16 protein-coding genes are annotated in these 18,724 nt (G+C 29.0%); 10 read left to right on the top strand and 6 right to left on the bottom strand.

The window, feature by feature from the left end:
- Positions 1-107: 107 nt before the first annotated feature.
- The 5 genes from rnr (at position 108) to tatA (ending at position 5,373) form a co-directional block, all read left to right on the top strand.
- Positions 108-2,309 carry a ribonuclease R gene (gene rnr, locus DIS07_RS05490; RefSeq protein WP_109404228.1) on the top strand — a complete coding sequence of 734 codons (2,202 nt, stop codon included), beginning with the start codon at positions 108-110 and terminating at the stop codon, positions 2,307-2,309.
- Between the two features lie 255 nt (positions 2,310-2,564).
- Positions 2,565-2,888, top strand: coding sequence for a YbjQ family protein (locus DIS07_RS05485; RefSeq protein WP_109404227.1), 324 nt, complete (start codon positions 2,565-2,567; stop codon positions 2,886-2,888).
- 91 nt (positions 2,889-2,979) lie between these two features.
- On the top strand, positions 2,980-4,326 hold the full coding sequence (locus tag DIS07_RS05480; protein ID WP_109404226.1) for a T9SS type A sorting domain-containing protein: 1,347 nt from the start codon (positions 2,980-2,982) through the stop codon (positions 4,324-4,326).
- Between the two features lie 106 nt (positions 4,327-4,432).
- On the top strand, positions 4,433-5,122 hold the full coding sequence (locus tag DIS07_RS05475) for a head GIN domain-containing protein (RefSeq protein ID WP_109404225.1): 690 nt from the start codon (positions 4,433-4,435) through the stop codon (positions 5,120-5,122).
- 62 nt (positions 5,123-5,184) lie between these two features.
- Positions 5,185-5,373: a twin-arginine translocase TatA/TatE family subunit gene (tatA, locus tag DIS07_RS05470; protein WP_109404224.1), complete on the top strand. Its 189-nt coding sequence runs from the start codon at positions 5,185-5,187 to the stop codon at positions 5,371-5,373.
- Between the two features lie 198 nt (positions 5,374-5,571).
- On the opposite strand, the gene DIS07_RS05465 is transcribed toward tatA, so the two are convergent.
- The 5 genes from DIS07_RS05465 to gltX form a co-directional block, all read right to left on the bottom strand.
- Complete coding sequence (locus DIS07_RS05465; protein WP_109404223.1) at positions 5,572-6,450, bottom strand: LytR/AlgR family response regulator transcription factor; 879 nt, start codon at positions 6,448-6,450, stop codon at positions 5,572-5,574.
- A gap of 5 nt (positions 6,451-6,455) precedes the next feature.
- Positions 6,456-7,319, bottom strand: a complete 864-nt coding sequence (locus DIS07_RS05460) for a LytR/AlgR family response regulator transcription factor (protein WP_109404222.1) — start codon at positions 7,317-7,319, stop codon at positions 6,456-6,458.
- Between the two features lie 42 nt (positions 7,320-7,361).
- On the bottom strand, positions 7,362-8,288 hold the full coding sequence (locus DIS07_RS05455) for an SPFH domain-containing protein (protein WP_109404221.1): 927 nt from the start codon (positions 8,286-8,288) through the stop codon (positions 7,362-7,364).
- Positions 8,289-8,437: 149 nt separating this feature from the next.
- On the bottom strand, positions 8,438-8,962 hold the full coding sequence (locus DIS07_RS05450) for a hypothetical protein (RefSeq protein ID WP_109404220.1): 525 nt from the start codon (positions 8,960-8,962) through the stop codon (positions 8,438-8,440).
- Positions 8,963-8,964: 2 nt separating this feature from the next.
- Entirely contained in the window at positions 8,965-10,485 is a 1,521-nt protein-coding gene (gene gltX, locus DIS07_RS05445) for a glutamate--tRNA ligase (RefSeq protein WP_109404219.1), read from the bottom strand.
- Between the two features lie 110 nt (positions 10,486-10,595).
- On the opposite strand from gltX, the gene DIS07_RS05440 reads away from it, so the two are divergent.
- Positions 10,596-11,105, top strand: coding sequence for a hypothetical protein (locus DIS07_RS05440; RefSeq protein WP_146190710.1), 510 nt, complete (start codon positions 10,596-10,598; stop codon positions 11,103-11,105).
- A 1-nt stretch (position 11,106) separates the two neighbouring features.
- On the opposite strand, the gene DIS07_RS05435 is transcribed toward DIS07_RS05440, so the two are convergent.
- On the bottom strand, positions 11,107-11,946 hold the full coding sequence (locus DIS07_RS05435; RefSeq protein ID WP_109404217.1) for a hypothetical protein: 840 nt from the start codon (positions 11,944-11,946) through the stop codon (positions 11,107-11,109).
- Positions 11,947-12,060: 114 nt separating this feature from the next.
- Here DIS07_RS05435 and DIS07_RS05430 point away from each other — a divergent pair, with 114 nt between their 5' ends.
- The 4 genes from DIS07_RS05430 to DIS07_RS05415 are packed head-to-tail and all read left to right on the top strand — an operon-like array spanning position 12,061 to position 18,701.
- The gene (locus DIS07_RS05430; RefSeq protein WP_109404216.1) at positions 12,061-15,447 is read left to right on the top strand and encodes a DUF4175 family protein; all 3,387 of its coding nucleotides are present in this window, start codon (positions 12,061-12,063) and stop codon (positions 15,445-15,447) included.
- 2 nt (positions 15,448-15,449) lie between these two features.
- Complete coding sequence (gene ybeY / locus DIS07_RS05425; protein WP_109404215.1) at positions 15,450-15,866, top strand: rRNA maturation RNase YbeY; 417 nt, start codon at positions 15,450-15,452, stop codon at positions 15,864-15,866.
- A 42-nt stretch (positions 15,867-15,908) separates the two neighbouring features.
- Entirely contained in the window at positions 15,909-17,786 is a 1,878-nt protein-coding gene (mnmG, locus tag DIS07_RS05420) for a tRNA uridine-5-carboxymethylaminomethyl(34) synthesis enzyme MnmG (protein ID WP_109404214.1), read from the top strand.
- Positions 17,787-17,843: 57 nt separating this feature from the next.
- Positions 17,844-18,701 (top strand): class I SAM-dependent methyltransferase, encoded by an 858-nt coding sequence (locus DIS07_RS05415; RefSeq protein WP_109404213.1) that lies wholly within the window; start codon positions 17,844-17,846, stop codon positions 18,699-18,701.
- The last annotated feature ends 23 nt before the right edge of the window (positions 18,702-18,724 follow it).

Genomic DNA, 18,724 nt, shown 5'->3' with positions numbered 1-18,724 from the left:
ATAAAATTAATAAACTACCAAAATACAAAATTACTATCATAACAATTTTTTAATAACAATAGTAGTTAATTATCGTATTTTGGTAACATAAATAATAGAAAGGTTATATGCCAAGAAAGAAGAAAAAAATATATAAAAAGAAAGGGAAAGTTATTAAAGATTTAACCCGAAATATATTTAAAATATTAAACCAAGACAGTGATAAGTTTTACAATTACAAACAGATTGCTGCACAATTAGGGATTTCTGATACCGATGGAAAAACCCAAGTTTTAAAAAAGTTAGCAGAACTAACTGCTACTAAAAAAATTAAAGAAGTAGATAGAGGTAAATATCAAATTAACGAAGACCGAAAGTATTCTATTGGAAAAATAGATACCACATCTAATGGAAATGGATATTTTATTTCTGATGATTACGAAGACGATATTTTTGTACCCAATGTTAACCTAGGAAAAGCGTTACATAACGATACTGTAAAGGTTTATGTTTATAAAAAACGAAGATCTAACAAATTAGAAGCAGATGTTGTAGAAGTTTTAGAACGTGCAAAAACAGAATTTGTTGGTGTTTTACAAATGAGTAAAAATTTCGGATTTGTATTGCCAGATAGTAATAAAATGTATGCAGATATTTTTATATCGCAAAACAAACTAAATGGTGCTGAACACGGAGATAAAGTACAAGCTACGATTACTGATTGGCCAGAAAAATCTAAAAATCCGTTTGGAAAAATTACCAAAGTTTTAGGGAAACCAGGAGATCATAACACAGAAATGCATTCTATTTTGTTAGAATACGATTTACCTTATGAATTTCCAGAGGAAGTAGAAAAAGATGCAGAAACGCTTTCTTTAGAAATAACCAAAGAAGAAATTGCCAAACGTAGAGATATGCGAGGTGATTTAACCTTTACCATAGATCCAAAAGATGCTAAAGATTTTGATGACGCATTATCATTTACAAAATTAGAAAATGGGAATTATGAAATAGGAATTCATATTGCAGATGTATCTCATTATGTACAACCAAAAACCATTTTAGATGATGAAGCTTATGACAGAGCAACATCTGTATATTTAGTAGATAGAGTAGTACCAATGTTACCAGAAATGTTAAGTAATGGTGTATGTTCTTTAAGACCGAATGAAGAAAAATTAACTTTTTCTGCTGTGTTTAAAATTAATGAAAAAGCACAAATTATCAACCAATGGTTTGGTAGAACAGTTACGTATTCAGACAAACGTTTTGCCTATGAAGAAGCTCAGGCAATCATCGAAAATAAGAACAATATCATTCCGTCAAATGTTTCTTTAACAAGACAAGAATATACAGTTGATGAAAACATTGTAGAAGCCACTTTAAAATTAGATGAATTGGCTAAAATCCTCAGAAAAAAGAGGATGAAACAAGGTGCAATTTCTTTTGATAGAGTAGAAGTAAAGTTTAATTTAGATGAAGAAGCGAATCCTGTTGGAGTGTATTTTAAAGAAGCGAAAGATGCTAATAAACTCATTGAAGAATTCATGTTGTTAGCAAATAGAAAAGTAGCAGAATTTATTGGAAAAGCAAAAGGCGGAAAACCATCAGGAAAAACTTTTATTTATCGTGTACACGATGAACCAGATGTCGAAAAATTAGCGTCTTTGCAAAACATCATCAGTAAATTTGGGTATAAAATAGATACCAATACAAGAGAATCTACTTCAGATTCTTTAAATAAATTATTAAGTGATGTACATGGTAAAGCAGAATCGAATATGATTGAGACTTTAGCAATCCGTTCGATGTCTAAAGCAGTGTATACTACACAAAATATTGGTCACTATGGATTAGCATTTGATTATTATAGCCATTTTACATCACCTATAAGGCGTTATCCTGATGTTATGACACATCGATTACTTCAACATTATTTAGATGGCGGAAATAGCGCAAAACAAGATGTTTATGAAGAAAAGTGTAAACATTCTTCAAAACGCGAAGAATTAGCAAGTAAAGCAGAACGTGATTCTATTAAATATATGCAGGTTAAATATATGCAAGACCACAAAGATGAAGTTTTTGATGGTGTAATTACTGGTGTTACAGAATGGGGAATTTACGTTGAAATTACAAAAAATAAATGTGAAGGAATGGTTAGAATTAGAGATATAAAAAGCGATTATTATATTTTTGATGAAGAACAATATGCAATTGTTGGGCAATCTACCAAACACTTGTATCAATTAGGAGATGATGTAAAAGTGCAGGTAAAAAAGACTGATTTAGAACGTAAACATTTAGATTTTAATTTAATTGAGGATTAAATTAAAAAAAAAATGATATTCCAAAAATTAATTATAAGTTTCCTTTTTTTATTATCAATACCTGTTTTGATTTTCTTTAGAAAGAAAACTAGTCAGAATATTAGAAAAAGTATTAGTTATAAAAATGATAAACTTTTACATTTTTATAAGATTAGTTATTTTGTTGTAAATAAGATTTATCCAATATTAATTCTAATTTTTTTAATGCTTTTTTGGTTTGATATTATAGAAATCCCAATAAGAAAATAAAATATTATGATTTTAACCACAACAAACAACATCGAAAACTTTAAAATAGTAGATTATTTAGGCATTGTAACAGGTACAGCTTACGATTCTAGTTATTCATCAAACGGAAAAAAAATGTCTTTTAAAGATATGTTTAGTATGTCTAAATATAGAGAAATGTACACTTTAGGATTAGAAAGTATTAAAGAAAAAGCCTTTCAAAATTTAAAGGAAAATGCACTTAAATTAAAAGCGAATGCGGTTGTAGGTATTCAACTAGATGTAGAACCGCTTGCAAATTCTAACACTTTATTAGTTTCTATTACGGGTACAGCAGTTAGAGTAGAATAGTTTTGTAATTACTTGTAAAATAGTAAAATACGTCATATGACGTATTTTTTTTGGTTTCTATTTGGATGATTTTTGTAAAAAACAAACGATTATGAAATCAAAATTACTTTTATTATTCTTTATTCCTTTTTTAAGTTTTGCACAAACTCAATTAGGAAGTCAAATTAATAATCCAAATGAAAATAATATTAAACCAAGTAAATTTGGAACAGGTGTAGCAGTTTCAGCAGATGGAAGTATTGTTGCTGTTGGAGCTCCTGGTAATAACGAAGACAGTTTTGTTAGAGTTTTTAAATACATAAACAACGATTGGCAACAATTAGGAAATGATATTGTAAACGAATCTGTTTTAGAAAAAGTAGGTTCAAGTGTTTCTTTATCTGCAGATGGAAAAACAATTGCTATTGGAGCTGTAGATGGAGGAAATTTAGATGAAGGAGTTATTAGAATTTATCAATTTATAAATGATAAATGGGAAAAACAAGGAGAAGATATTGTTGGTGATGGTACTCAATTTTATTTAGGTTATAAAGTTATTTTAACACCTAATGCTAAATTTTTAGCAGCAACTGCATACAGAAATAACTCTTCTAAAAAAGGTACAGTAAAAGTGTATGAAAATATTTCTGGAACTTGGACACAAAGAGGTACAAGTTTAGAAGGAGAATTTAATTATGATGCTTTCGGATATTCTATAGACTTATCAGATGATGGAAATGTATTAGCAATAGCTAACAAAGGGAGGCAAAAAGTGAAAGTTTTTAAATTTAGTAATAACGATTGGATTCAAATAGGTAATGATTTTACAGATTTAAAAACGACCACAAGAGAGTTTTTAAGTGTTTCTTTATCTTCTAATGGAAATAGAGTTGCAGTAGGATCTAGTACAGGAGTATCTATTTATGAAAACAATAACGATTCATGGAATTTAGTAGGTAATAAAATTAGTTATGGAAGCGTAAATTCTATATCATCAGATGGTACAAAAATAGCCATAAGTTCTCCCTACAATTACACTGTAAAAAATTATAACCTTATTAATAATACTTGGACACAAAGAGGTATAGATGTATCTACTTGGAGAAGTAGTAATTTTGGTGAGTCGTTAGCTTTATCTTCAGATGGAGATACTTTTATAGCTGCAAGCAATAAAGCTTTCCCAAGAGTATATTCTTTTTCTAGTGAGTTGCTCTCACTTAAAAAAAGTAGTCTTGTAAAATCGATTTCTATATATCCAAATCCGGTTAGAACTAATTTAAACTTGAAGGTTTCTAATAGTATTGTAATAAAAGAAGTAACTCTTTTTAATCTTTTAGGAAAAGAAATGTTTAAAATTAATAATTCTTCTATTGATATTTCATTGTTTCCTAAAGGAATTTATATTGCTAAAATAATTACAAATAAAGGTTCTATATCTAAAAAAATAATAAAAAATTAAAGTTCTTGTATCGTTAATTTTTTCATCTTTGTCACAATAAAAGACTAAAAAAGTCTTTATAATGGTATACTTATTGATTTAAGTATATCAACTAAACCCTAAAAAGATGAAAAAATTATTTTTTATATGTGCTTTTTCACTGTCTTTATCAGTATCAGCACAATCAATAATCACAAAAAATTTAGGAGATTTCTCTACGTTAAAAGTTTATAACGGAATAGAGTTAGAGTTAATAAAATCAGATTCTCAAAAGTTAGAAATTACAGGCGAAAAATCTGGAAAAGTAAAAATTAAAAATGTAAACGATATTTTAAAAATTTCTTTAAAATTTTCTTTAAACCCATCTGAAAACTCAGCTGATGGTAAAGTATTAATAAGGTTATTTCATAATAAAAATATTGTTATTATAGATGCAAACGAAGGAGCTACGATTACTGGTAAAGATATTAATCAAGATAAATTAACAGTAAATGCACAAGAAAGAGCTTTTATTAATTTAACAACTGTAGCAAAAGATTTAAAAATTAGAACTTCATCTGGAGGAATTGTTAAATTATCGGGTTCAGCTATTAACCAAGAAGTTGATGTAGATTTATATGGAATTTACAATGGTTTTAATATGAATATTTCTGGAAACTCTTCAGTAAAAGCTGGAACAGGTGCTAAAGCAGAAATTTTTGGGGGTGAAACTTTAAATGCCAAGGTAAGTTTTGGTGGTTCTATATTTTATAAAGGTAACCCCGAAGTTATTAAAGATAAAAAAGTTATTGGAGGGATTATTCAGAAAAGAAGTTAGAGTAATAATAAACTTACTATAATAACCTTTTTTGTATCTTTGTATTATTAAAAATTAAAAAAATGAACAGTTTAGCGATATATTTTGGAATGATTGGTGGACCACAAATTATAATTATAGTTGTGGTAATTCTCTTATTATTTGGAGGAAGAAAAATTCCTGAGTTAATGAGAGGTTTAGGAAGTGGAATTAAAGAATTTAAAAATGCTGCTAAGGAAGAACCTGAGGAAAAATTAGAAGAAAAGAAGTAATTCTAAATTATACAAGAACATAAAAAAAGCTCAATTTGTATTAACAAGTTGAGCTTTTTAGTTTCTTAAATTAAAAAAATCCCCCAATATTTTTAATTCAATTTCTTATTCAACAAATATATATTTCAAAAAGAGATTTTTCAAAAATTTGTTTTAAACAGGAAGGTTTTTGCCTTTTTTGGGACGAATGGGAATATATTAATTTAACAAACCTTGCAAAGATTGTCTACTAAAACTTCTAGAAACAGGGATATAAAATGAAACAAATTGAGATTTTAACAAATAACCTCTTGCGTTTCCTTTAATATCTGATACAAAGCTAGTATTTATAATATAAGATTTATGACAACGTATAATATTTGGATAATCGTTTAAAGTGTCTTCAATTTTAGTTAATGTAACACGAAGTATTTTTTCTTTTAAAGTGTCTTCATCTTTTTTAATAAAGAAACTAGCATAATTTCCTTGAGAAGTTATATAAATAAGATCCTTGATTTTAATTTTTAAGTGTTCTTTTTTGTTGTCAGAATAAATAATAATTTCATTTTTAAACGTTTTTTGTTTCTCTAATATTTTTTTCTTTTTTTGGTCACGAATTTCAGATGCTCTTTTTTCTCTTTTCTCTCTTACATTTTTTTCATTAGTAAAAATGACTAAAAACACAGGAAGTACACCCACAAGAAAGGTGTAAAGTAAAAAATCAACATAAGTAATGTTTGCAATTCCTCTCTCTTTTTTATAAAGACCTCCATAGTACCATAGAATAGATCCAACAAAAAAAATTGTAATAATGGTAAAAAAAACATTTTTTCCAATAGTCCAATTATCTTCGTCAAAATAATTTTTAAAAAAAAGAGGAGGAGCATATAATGCAAAAAATGAACCTAAAAAAGTTATCAAACCTATTCCTAAAGTATATTCAAAAAGAATTTCTTCTAAAGAAGCTAAAGTAAAAGGTTTAAAAATGTATAGAAAAACAAAAACAAAAACCCCAAAAGTAAAACTTGTTCTTAACTTAAATTGTACTGAAGGATTAAAATAATATGGTGTAGACAACCAAGAAAGAATTGATTTCATATTGATTAAGAAATTAAATTTTTAAGATTATCTTTTTTAAAACTTCTTGATATTGGAATTTGATTTGGTAATAAATCTGACTCCAAATAATAACCTCTTGCGTTTCCTGAAATAGAATTCATAAATTTAGAATTTATGATATAAGATTTATGACAACGGAAAATAGTTGATTTTTTATGAAGCTTTTTAGCAATATTAGATAAAGTGTTTCGAATAATTTTTTCTTCTAAACCATCCCCTTTTTTCAAATAAAAACTAGCATAATTTCCTTGAGAAGTAATGTAAACTAAATTGTCTAAATTAAAAGTAATGGTTTCTTTTTCATTATCTCCAAAGATTTTTATTTCTTCATTTTTACTTTCTAACTGCTGAGAAACTTTAAACTCCATAATTTCTTTAGAAGTTCTTTCTCTGTGAATTCTATGAAGCTTTTCACTAATATAAGTAAAGGTAATTAAAGGAAATATTGCTAGAGAAAAAGTATAAACAAAGAAGTTTTTAAGAGTTAATAACTTCATATTATCAGTATTTTGAAAAAAGGAATTATAATAATAATTACCAATTGTAATAATAAAAACTAGAAGAAATAGAAATAAAATATTTTTCCCCACAGTCCAATTTTCATCTTTAAAAAAATCTTTAAAAATAAAAGGTAGAAAAACAAAGAAAAAAAGCATGGTAAAAAAAGTTACCAAACCAAAACCTCCTGTATATAAAAAGATATTGTTTAAAATACTAGGTATACCAAAAGGTTGAAAAGTAAAAAGAAATAGAAAAATAAAAAAACCAACTCCAAAAGATAATAGTAAATTAAATTTTGGAGAATCAATAAAAAAATATGGTTTCTTAATCCAGTTAAAAAATTGCATTTGTTTGTGGTTTCACAGCTAACCTAACAAATATAAAGTATTTTATTCATTTTTCTTTTTTGGTTTTGCATTCTTCATGGCTTCACCAATCTGATTACTAGCTGTAAAACTTGCTACCATATCATTTAACATTTGACTACCAGCTTGTGGTGAGTTAGGTAGTAAAATTAAATTACTGTTGGTTTCTTGTCCAATAGACTGTAAAGTATCATAATGTTGAGTAACTACAATTAAAGCCGATGCCTCTTGACTATTGATTCCTACTTTATTTAAGACTTCTACTGATTCTTCTAAACCACGAGCAATTTCACGTCTTTGGTCAGCAATACCTTGTCCTTGTAAACGTTTACTTTCTGCCTCTGCTTTTGCACGCTCAACGATTAAAATACGTTGTGCATCACCTTCAAATTGAGCAGCAATTTTTTCACGTTCAGAAGCATTAATTCTATTCATTGCTTCTTTTACTTGAGCATCTGGGTCAATGTCTGTAACTAATGTTTTTATAATATCATAACCATAGGTCATCATTGCATCATTTAATTCAGACTTTACAGCAATGGCTATGTCATCTTTTTTTACAAAAACATCATCTAATTTCATTTTTGGAACTTCTGCACGAACAACATCAAAAACATAAGAAGTAATTTGATCATGAGGGTAATCTAACTTATAAAAAGCATCATATACTTTATCACGAATTACTTTGTACTGGACAGATACTTTAAGTTTTACAAATACATCGTCTAATGTTTTGGTTTCTACAATTACATCTAATTGTTGAATTTTTAGACTCAACTTCCCTGCAACTCTGTCAACCAAAGGAATTTTCATTTGTAGACCAGAATGACGAATACTTTGAAACTTACCAAAACGTTCGATAATAGCAGCGGTTTGTTGTTTTACCATAAAAAAGGCAGCAAAAACAATTAATACACCAAGTACAATAAGAATAGGAATTACAGGTAACATAGTAAATTTTTAAAAAGTTAATAATAGGTTTATGTAAAGATACTTAATCTTTTAAGTATTTATATGTATAAACTATATGTAAAATGTTACAAAAAAACCTCATAAAATATTTTATGAGGTAAGTTTAAACAAACTGTATATTATAAATGTTATTCTTTTGGAAAGATTTTGTTCAGTTTTTTATTGAACTTAATCCATTTTTTATATTGTTTTTTAGAAAGTAAGTTTTTAACTTTTTTATCGAGTTTCTTATCTTCAGCTTTAAGGGTTTCAGTGATAGGTTTTAAGTTTTCTTGCACTTTTTTATAAACCCTTGGTTGTTCTGAAAAATCACCCGTTTTTATGGCTTTTTTCTGAAAACTTTCAACCATTACTTTGGTACTTTTTAATAAAAAAGAGTTAATTCTTTTAATATCATTAATAGACTTATTATAACTTTCTAAAGTTTTAGAAAACGTTTTACCTGTTTTAGAAGAGAGTTTTACTCCCGATTTTTTTACTGCTTTTTTTACATCATAGATTACAATACCCACTTGTTTTTCAACTTGAAAATTTGGTTTTGGAGGGGCGTCATGTACCTGGGGTAATCCGTTTTGACGTACACCGTTATTTCTCATTTGTGCTTGAGAAACAATTGTAAAAACAAGAATAAAAAGGATGAATAAATTTTTCATAATTATAGTTTTTTTATCGCGTTACCAATTCGTTTAATGGTTTCTTCTTTACCAATCATAGCGATAATATCAAATAAATGAGGTCCTGCTAATTTACCAACTAAAGATAAACGCAAAGGTTGCATTACTTTACCAAAACCAATTTCCTTGCCAGAAATCCATTCTTTGATGACTTTTTCTGTGTTTTCTGATGAAAAATCTTCAATGCCCTCAATAACAGTGATCAACTCTTGCATTAAATCAGCAGTTCCTTCTTTCCAGTTTTTCTTCGATGCTTTTGCATCGTATTCAGTTGGAGTTTCAAAAAAGAATGATGATAATTCCCAAAAATCTGCAACAAAAACAGCTCTTTCTTTTATTGATGAAACTACTTTTAAAACAAAATCTGAGTCTTTAGAAATTCCTTTTTCTGCTAAAATAGGAAGAAATAAATCAGTTAATCCTGCATCAGGTTTCTGTTGCATATATTGTTGATTGAACCATTTTGTTTTATCCGGACTAAATTTTGCCCCAGATTTTGAAACGCGTTTTAAATCAAAAGTTTCCACTAATTCTTCTAAAGAAAAGATTTCTTGTTCCGTTCCAGGATTCCATCCTAAAAATGCCAACATATTTATAAAAGCATCAGCAAAATATCCATCTTCTTTATATCCTCGAGAAACATCACCTGTAACCTCATTTGTATATTCTAACGGAAATACTGGGAAACCTAATTTATCGCCGTCACGTTTGCTTAATTTTCCTTTTCCAACAGGTTTTAAAATTAAAGGTAAATGTGCAAATTTTGGAGATTCCCAACCAAAAGCTCTGTATAGTAAAGAGTGAAGTGGTAGAGAAGGCAACCATTCTTCTCCACGAATTACGTGAGAAATTTCCATTAAATGATCGTCTACAATATTTGCTAAATGATAGGTTGGCATTCCATCAGATTTAAACAATATTTTATCATCTAAAGCATTGGTATCTATTTTAATTGTTCCACGTATTTCATCTTCTAAAATCAAGGTTTCATCTTGTGGTGTTTTAAAACGAATCACAAATTTATCACCCGCATTAATTCTTTGTTGTACATCATCATCAGACAAAACTAAAGAATTTACCAAACGCCCTTTTTCTCTGTTGTGCCAGTTGTAAATAAACGTTTTTCCTTCTGCTTCATGACCTTTTCTATGAGAATCTAATTGCTCTGAAGTATCAAAAGCATAATACGCCCAACCAGTTTCTATTAATAAATCAGCATATTTTTTATACAATTCTTTGCGTTCTGATTGTCTATAAGGACCAAATTTTTCGTTTTTTCCTGGGCCTTCATCAAAAGGAATATTACACCATTCTAGAGCATCAATAATATATTGTTCTGCATTGGCAACATAACGCGTTTGATCTGTATCTTCAATTCTTAAAACAAAAGTTCCGTTATTTTTTTTGGCAAAAAGGTAGTTATACAAAGCGGTTCTTACACCTCCAATATGTAAAGGTCCTGTAGGGCTTGGGGCAAAACGAACACGAACATTAGATTCCATTTTTTCTAAATTTTAATGGCGCAAAGATAGTTTTTATTAGAGAGAAGAGAAATTAGAGCTAAGAAAAAAGACGACCTTTTTAGAGGTTTTAGTATTTTTAACTGATGAAAATGAAAAGACATTGTGATTTATGCGATCATCAAACATTTAACTTAAAAAAGGGAAGTATTTGTGGAGCTACAAAAAGAAAACCTGATTTTAATGGAACATGTGTAAGAATTGAGTTTAACAATAGCTTAAAAGAACAATTAGAAGAACTTCATATAAATCTTGAAGATCAGATTATTATGAAAAAGAAGTTTGATTCAAGCTTAATATTGAACCCGGTTTTTGGTCTTATTGTTGTTGCAATGGGATATTATTTGTGGAAATATATTCTTAATAAAGGCTTTATTGCTTTTATACCTGCAAGTATAATTGCTATAGGTTTATATATAATTAGGAATCCTTTTACTCAAAAAAAGATAATTAAAAATGAAATTTCTATTATTAAAGGTGAAATAAATGAAATTAAAAATGTCTTAAAGTTATATCAAGTTTCTTATGAAGCTAAAGTTGAATTTACCAAAGAAGTTCATGGAAAACAAAAAGGAAAAGGACACATTAAAATTTTAAAGTAATCTAAAACTTACGATAAACCCCAAAATTAATCGCTGCTTTTTTAGGTACATTATTACCAAAGAAAGCGCTTGCAAAACTTGCAGTTACTCCAAAATTATCAGAAAACTCCCCAATTCCTTTTAGTCCAAAAGCTCCATATTCTTGGTCGTTTACATATAAACCAGTAAAAGTATTCTCGGTTGGTAAGGCAATATTTCCGTTTTTAAAGGATTTTACAATATCTAAAAACCCAACAACCCAAATGCTTTTTGAGATCTTATGTCCCAATTCTCCACCAACTTTAAAGTTGGAGCTGTAATCATTGGTTCTAATATTCGCTCCAGCAAAAGTTTGTAGGTATGTTTTCCCAAAACTCTTTCCTGCTAAAAACAAAGGTGTTAATGTCCAAGCATCATAGCCAGTTCTAATCCCTGAAGTTGGCTCATAAGAACCCGTATTTGCCTCTAAAGATACTTGACCTGATAACAACCAGTTTTTGTTAGAAAAATTACGTTTTACGCCAATTTCTATATTTCCTAAAGCGGGTTTTTTATAATCTTGTCCACAGTTAATACAACTTACTCTTGGGTCTTCAAAACCTTTGATAGAAATATTTTTTAGAGGAAGATTTACAATTAAAGTTGTTTTATCGTTTAAACCATATTCTCCATAAAATTGAAATGTATTGTCTGTATAGTTTCCAAAATTACTGTAATCTGGATCACCAAATAATGTATCGTAATTTGAAATTGTTGTGAAAGACAATTGGGTATAGAATTTACCTTCTTTTTGTGTCCAAGGACTTTGTGAAAAGGCAGAAATACTAATGAATAAGAATAAAAGTTTTGTTAGATGTTTCATTTTTATAAAATTTATAACAACTTAGTAGTAATGTTTCTAATATACTTACAAAATTGTTTTAACAATTATTTGATGCTAAATTTATTCTAAAAAGAGTATTTTTATTAGTTGATTATGAGCGGATTTAAAGTCATAGAGAAAAAACTACATCAATTTACACGTAAGTTTTATACAAGCGAGTTGATAAAGGGCGTAATTATGTTCTTGTCTTTAGGTTGTTTGTATTTGTTTTTCACTCTTTTTTTAGAATACTTTTTATGGCTAAAACCAACTGCTAGAACCCTATTATTTTGGTTGTTTATTGTTGTTGAAATTTTTTTATTGATACGCTTCATTGCTTTTCCTGTTTTTAAATTGATAGGTTTCCGAAAAGGAATTTCTTACGAAGAATCTTCAAAAATTATTGGAAGTCATTTTCCAGAAGTAAAAGACAAATTATTAAATGTTTTACAATTAAAAGAAAACGCAAATCCATCTGATTTGTTATTGGCAAGCATCCATCAAAAATCGGAAGAATTGCAACCCATTCCGTTTGTAAAAGCAGTGGATTTTAAACAAAACACGAAGTATTTAAAATATGCTGTTATTCCTTTTTTAATCTGGTTAATTACTTTATTTACAGGAAATAAAACTATTTTCTCTGAAAGTTTTGAACGTGTGGTAAATCATCAAAAAGCATATACACCACCAGCGCCATTTGCGTTTTCTCTTACCAATTCAACTTTAAAAGTCATTCAAGGAAAACCGATAACAGTTCAACTAGAAACTGTAGGAAATGTTTTGCCAATTGAAGCTAAAATTTTGTTTGATAATCAACAATACTACCTTCAAAATAACGGAAATGGAAAGTTTTCCTACACATTTTCTGATGTGCAATCACCAATTGATTTTTATGTTGAAGCAAACGGAGTTCAATCTCAAGATTATCAGATAGAATTGATAAAAACGCCTACAATTAATAACATTTCTTTGGAGTTACAATATCCAAGATATTTAAGAAAACGTAATGAAACTGTACAGAATTCAGGAAACATTATTGTTCCAGAAGGCACAACAATTACCTGGTTAGTTAAAACAAATCAAACACATTCTGTAGCTTTTATTAATAATAACTCAAGAGCTCTTTTTGATGTAAAAAATGATAATGAATTTGCTTATTCAAAACGAATTAGAAAAGCTTTGAATTATAAAATAGCCTCCTCTAATCAAAATTTAAAAGATTATGAAAATTTACAGTTTTCTGTAGATGTTGTTAAAGATGAAAGCCCACAAATTTCTGTCACCACAAATATTGATAGCATTTCACGTGCCACCGCTTTTTTTGCAGGACAAATTTCTGATGATTATGGGTTAAAAAAACTACAGCTTATTTACTACGATGAAGACAAATCTGATGAAAAAAAATCATTTGATTTACCAGTCACTAAAGAAAATATTCAAAACTTTTTTTATCAATTTCCAGAGGGATTGAATTTAGAAAATGGTGTTAATTACGAAATGTTTTTTGAGGTTTCTGATAATGATGCTGTAAACGGTAGCAAAAAAGCGAAGAGTAAAGTTTTTAATTATCGTCAAAAAACCGATGAAGAGGTAGAAGAAGAATTGTTACAAGAACAGAAAAACACACTAAACAATATAGAGAACTCTATTACCAAACAACAAAAGCAGCAAAAAGAGTTAGAAAAGGTTCAGAAAGATTTACAGGGTAAGAAAAAAATTAATTGGAATGATAAAAAGAAGATTCAGAAATTTATAGAACGTCAGAATCAATACAACCAAATGATGCAACGTCAAACAGATAAGTTGCAAGAAAATTTAGATGAAAAGAAAGAGGAAAGTGAAAATCTTCAGGATAAAAAAGAGGAATTAAAAAAGAGAATTCAAGAACTTAAAAAATTACAAAGACAGCAAAAGCTATTGGATGAAATTCAGAAAATGGCTGAGAAACTGAATAAAGATGATTTGTTAAAAAAGTCAAAAGAATTAGCACAACAAAGCAAACAACAAGAACGTAGTTTAGAGCGTATTTTAGAATTGACAAAACGTTTTTATGTTGAACAAAAAACAATGCAAATTGCCAACAAAATTGAAAAACTATCTAAAAAGCAAGAAGATTTAGCTAATAAAAAAGAGAATACTTTAGAGGCTCAAAAAGAAATCACAAAAGAATTTAATGAGATTAAAGAAGAACTCAAAGAACTCAATAAAGATAATGAGAAGTTAAAAGAACCTATGGAGCTTCCAGATGTTGATGATGAAAAAGAGGAAGTAGATGAAGAGTTGAACAAATCAGAAAAAAACCTAAAAGAAAATAAATCATCAGATGCAAAAAAGAATCAGAAGAACTCATCAAAAAAGATGAAAGAAATGAGCTCCAAAATGCAACAACAAATGCTAGAAATGGAAGGGGAGTCTATGGAAGAAAATATGGAGGACTTGCGCAAAATTTTAGAAAATCTGGTCATATTTTCTTTTCAGCAAGAAAATCTAATGAACAAATTTAGCGAAACTTCAACTTCTCATCCAGATTTTGGTAAAGATTTAAAAAGACAAAATCAATTAAAAACCTACTTCGAACACATAGATGATAGCTTGTATGTTTTGTCCATGCGTTTGCCAAAAATTTCTGCAAAAATTAAAGACGATTTATCCACAACACATTACAATTTAGATCAATCTTTAGAAAATTTTTCTGAGAATAGATTCACAAACGGAGTTTCTAACCAACGTTATGTAATGACTGCTGTAAATAATTTATCAGACTATTTAAGTAATATTTTAAATAGTATGAAAAATTCTATGTCTATGAAAATGGGCAAAGGAAAAAAAGGCAAGGGAAGTGGTTTTAGTTTACCTGATTTGATAAAAAAACAAGAAGGTTTATCAAAGAAGATGAAAAATGGAATGAAGAAAGGCAAAGGAAAGGAAGGAAACAAACCAGACAAACAAGGTAAGGAGGGTAAAAAAGGTGAGAACGGAAAAAAGGGTGATAAAGGAAAGCAAGGAAAAGGAGGTAAACCTGGAGAAAATGGCAAGAAAAATGGAAAAGGAGAAGGTGGTTCTAATGATGATTTAGACGGTGAGATTTATGAAATTTATAAGCAGCAAAGTTTATTAAGACAAGAGTTACAAAATCAGATTAGAAAATCTGAAGAAGGAGGAAATGGTGTGAATACTGAAGCAAGAAAAGCTTTAAAAAAAATGGAAGACCTAGAAAATGAAATCTTAGAAAAAGGATTCAATGCTGGAACACTCCAAAAAATGCAAAACTTAAATTACGAATTATTAAAGTTAGACAAAGCAGCTTTAGAACAAGGTAAAGACAAAAAGCGCAAATCAAATGCTAATTTAAAAGAGTTTCAAAAGAGAAATATAAAAGCGCTACAGTTTAAAAAACAGTATTATAATCAAACCGAGATATTAAACAGACAATCCTTACCTTTGCAGCAAAATTATAAAAAGAAAGTCAGAGCATATTTTTCTGACAAAAAGAAAGAGTAGGTATGATTACTTTTAATTATGAAACTTCATTTGAATTAAAAGATGAAAATCTTTTAGAAAAATGGATTGAAAATGTAGTGTCAGATCAAGAGTTTTCTATTGGTGAAATCAATTATATCTTTTGTGATGATGCTTACCTTCATAAATTAAATGTACAGTTTTTAAATCATGATACTTTAACAGATATTATCAGTTTTGATAATACTTTGGGTAAACAAGTTAGTGGCGATATTTTTATTTCTGTAGAAAGAGTAGTGGAAAATGCAAAAGACTTTAAAGTCAGTTTTGATGAGGAATTACATCGTGTAATGATTCACGGAGTTTTGCATTATATGGGATATAAAGATAAAACGGATGATGAAAAGCAGCAAATGAGAACAGCTGAAGACAAGGCGATATTAGTTTTAAGTAATTGGTAATCAGATAAATAAAACCAAAGTTTCACGTGGAACTATAAGATAATGAGTTTATTTTCAACAACATACGATGTAATTGTAGTAGGTGGTGGTCACGCAGGAAGTGAAGCTGCTGCTGCTGCTGCAAATATGGGTGCACATACCTTGTTAATTACAATGAATTTGCAAAACATTGCACAAATGAGTTGTAATCCAGCAATGGGCGGAATCGCAAAAGGACAAATTGTAAGAGAAATAGATGCTTTAGGAGGATACAGTGCAATTGTAACCGACAAAACAGCAATTCAGTTTAAGATGCTGAATAAATCTAAAGGTCCTGCAATGTGGAGTCCAAGAGCACAGTCAGATAGAATGCAATTTGCGGAATGTTGGAGAACCATGTTAGAGCAAACTGATAACTTAGATTTTTATCAAGATTCTGTGAATGGGTTGTTGTTTGATGGTGATAAAATTATTGGAGTAAAAACAGCTTTAGGCTTAGAGATAAAATCTAAAACGGTTGTGATAACTGCTGGAACATTTTTAAATGGTTTGATTCATATAGGTGATAAATCTTTTGGTGGAGGTAGAGCAGGTGAAGGAGCATCAAGAGGAATTACTGAGGATTTAGTTGCGAAAGGTTTTGAAGCCGGAAGAATGAAAACAGGAACACCTCCAAGAGTAGACGGTCGTTCTTTAGATTATTCTAAAATGACGGAACAACCAGGAGATGAAAATACCGAGAAGTTTTCATATTTACCAATTACAAAAAATCTAACAAAACAACGTTCTTGTTGGTTAACATATACCAACCCAGAAGTGCACGATTTATTAAGAGAAGGTTTTGAAAGATCTCCAATGTTTAATGGTAGAATTAAATCAACTGGACCCAGATATTGTCCTTCTGTAGAAGATAAAGTAAATCGTTTTGCAACAAAAGATAGGCATCAAATTTTTGTTGAGCCAGAAGGCTGGACAACCTGTGAAATGTATGTAAACGGATTTTCTACATCTTTGCCAGAAGACATTCAAGACAAAGCAATTCGTTCTATAGCGGGTTTTGAAAATGTAAAGTTTTTCAGATACGGTTATGCTATTGAATACGATTATTTTCCGCCAACACAATTGACACATTCTTTAGAAACCAAGTTGATTCAGAATTTGTTTTTTGCAGGTCAAATTAACGGAACTACAGGTTATGAAGAAGCTGCGGCTCAAGGTTTAATGGCTGGTGTAAATGCGGCACTAAAAGTACAGGAAAAAGATGCTTTTATTTTAAAAAGAAATGAAGCCTATATAGGTGTTTTAATTGATGATCTAATTACAAAAGGTACAGAAGAGCCGTATCGAATGTTTACGTCAAGAGCAGAATACAGAACATTATTAAGACAAGACAATGCGGATTTGAGATTAACTCCAAGGTCTTTTGAATTAGGTTTGGCGTCTCAAGAAAGAATGGATCGTGTTTTAGAAAAGCAACAAAAAACAGATTTATTAATTCAGTTCTTAGAAAAAACTAGCGTAAAACAAGAAGAAATAAATCCGATTTTAGAAGCTAAAAATTTAGCTGTAGTGAGTCAATCTATGAAGCTTTTTAAAATTGCATCAAGACCACAATTGGATTTTTCTGATTTTTCTGATGTAGAAAAATTATCTATTTTTATTGAAGAAAACAATATTGACCAAGAAATTATTGAACAGGCAGAAATTCATTTAAAATATTCTGGTTACATTGCAAAAGAAAAAAATAATGCCGATAAATTGAACAGATTAGAAAACGTTTCAATTCCTTCTCAGTTTAATTATCAAAAAGTAAAGTCGCTTTCATTTGAAGCAAGAGAAAAGTTGAGTAAAATTCAACCAACATCTATATCACAAGCCAGTAGAATAAGTGGTGTTTCCCCCAGTGATATTTCTGTTCTTTTGGTTTATATGGGAAGATAAAAATTGTGTGAAAATTGCAAATGTTCCTCGTGGAACATTTTAGAAAAAAGAAAAATTATGGGGAAAAAAAGAGAACTTCATAAAAGGCTTGTACCTTTTATAAACTGTAAAGACTATACAGTGTCCAGAGAAACTTATGAGGTAATGTTTAATCCAGAATACGATATGATGGTAACGTCTCCAGTTCCTGTTGATTTGGAAAATTATTATCAAAGTGAAGATTATATTTCTCATACAGATAGTAAAAAATCGATTCTAGATAAAGTTTATCAATCTGTAAAAAACATCACTTTAAAAAGAAAATTATCTTTAATCAATTCTTTTAAAACGGAAGCAAAAAATATTTTAGATGTTGGAGCAGGTACAGGAGATTTTTTAAAAATATGTGTAAGTAATAATTGGAATGTTTTAGGAGTTGAACCAAATTCTAATGCACAAAACATTGCGAAAGAAAAAGGAATTATTTTAAAAGATGATTTATTAAAAATCACAAATCAGAAATTTGACGTCATAACACTTTGGCACGTTTTAGAACATGTAGAAATGTTATCAGATTACATTACCAAACTAAAAGAATTACTATCAGAAAACGGAAGGTTAGTTATTGCTGTTCCAAATTATAAAAGTTACGATGCTAAATATTACAAAGAGTTTTGGGCTGCTTTTGATGTTCCAAGACATCTTTGGCATTTCTCTCAATGTTCTATTCATAAAATTTTCTCTGAAGAAAATATGATCGTAGAAAAAACACTCCCAATGAAATTTGATGCGTATTATGTTTCTTTGTTGAGTGAAAAATATAAAACAGGTAAAATGAATCCGGTAAGAGCTTTTTACCGAGGATTTATATCAAATCTTAAAGCCAGAAGTAGTTCTGAGTATTCTTCTTTGATTTACGTACTAAAAAAGTACTAAAAAACGATTTTAAACAACGTGTT

The organism is Polaribacter aquimarinus, from assembly GCF_003129485.1.
In the GTDB taxonomy this organism is placed as follows: domain Bacteria; phylum Bacteroidota; class Bacteroidia; order Flavobacteriales; family Flavobacteriaceae; genus Polaribacter; species Polaribacter aquimarinus.
Note: the sequence above shows the minus strand (reverse complement) of the source record. Positions and strands in the feature narration are given on the sequence as shown.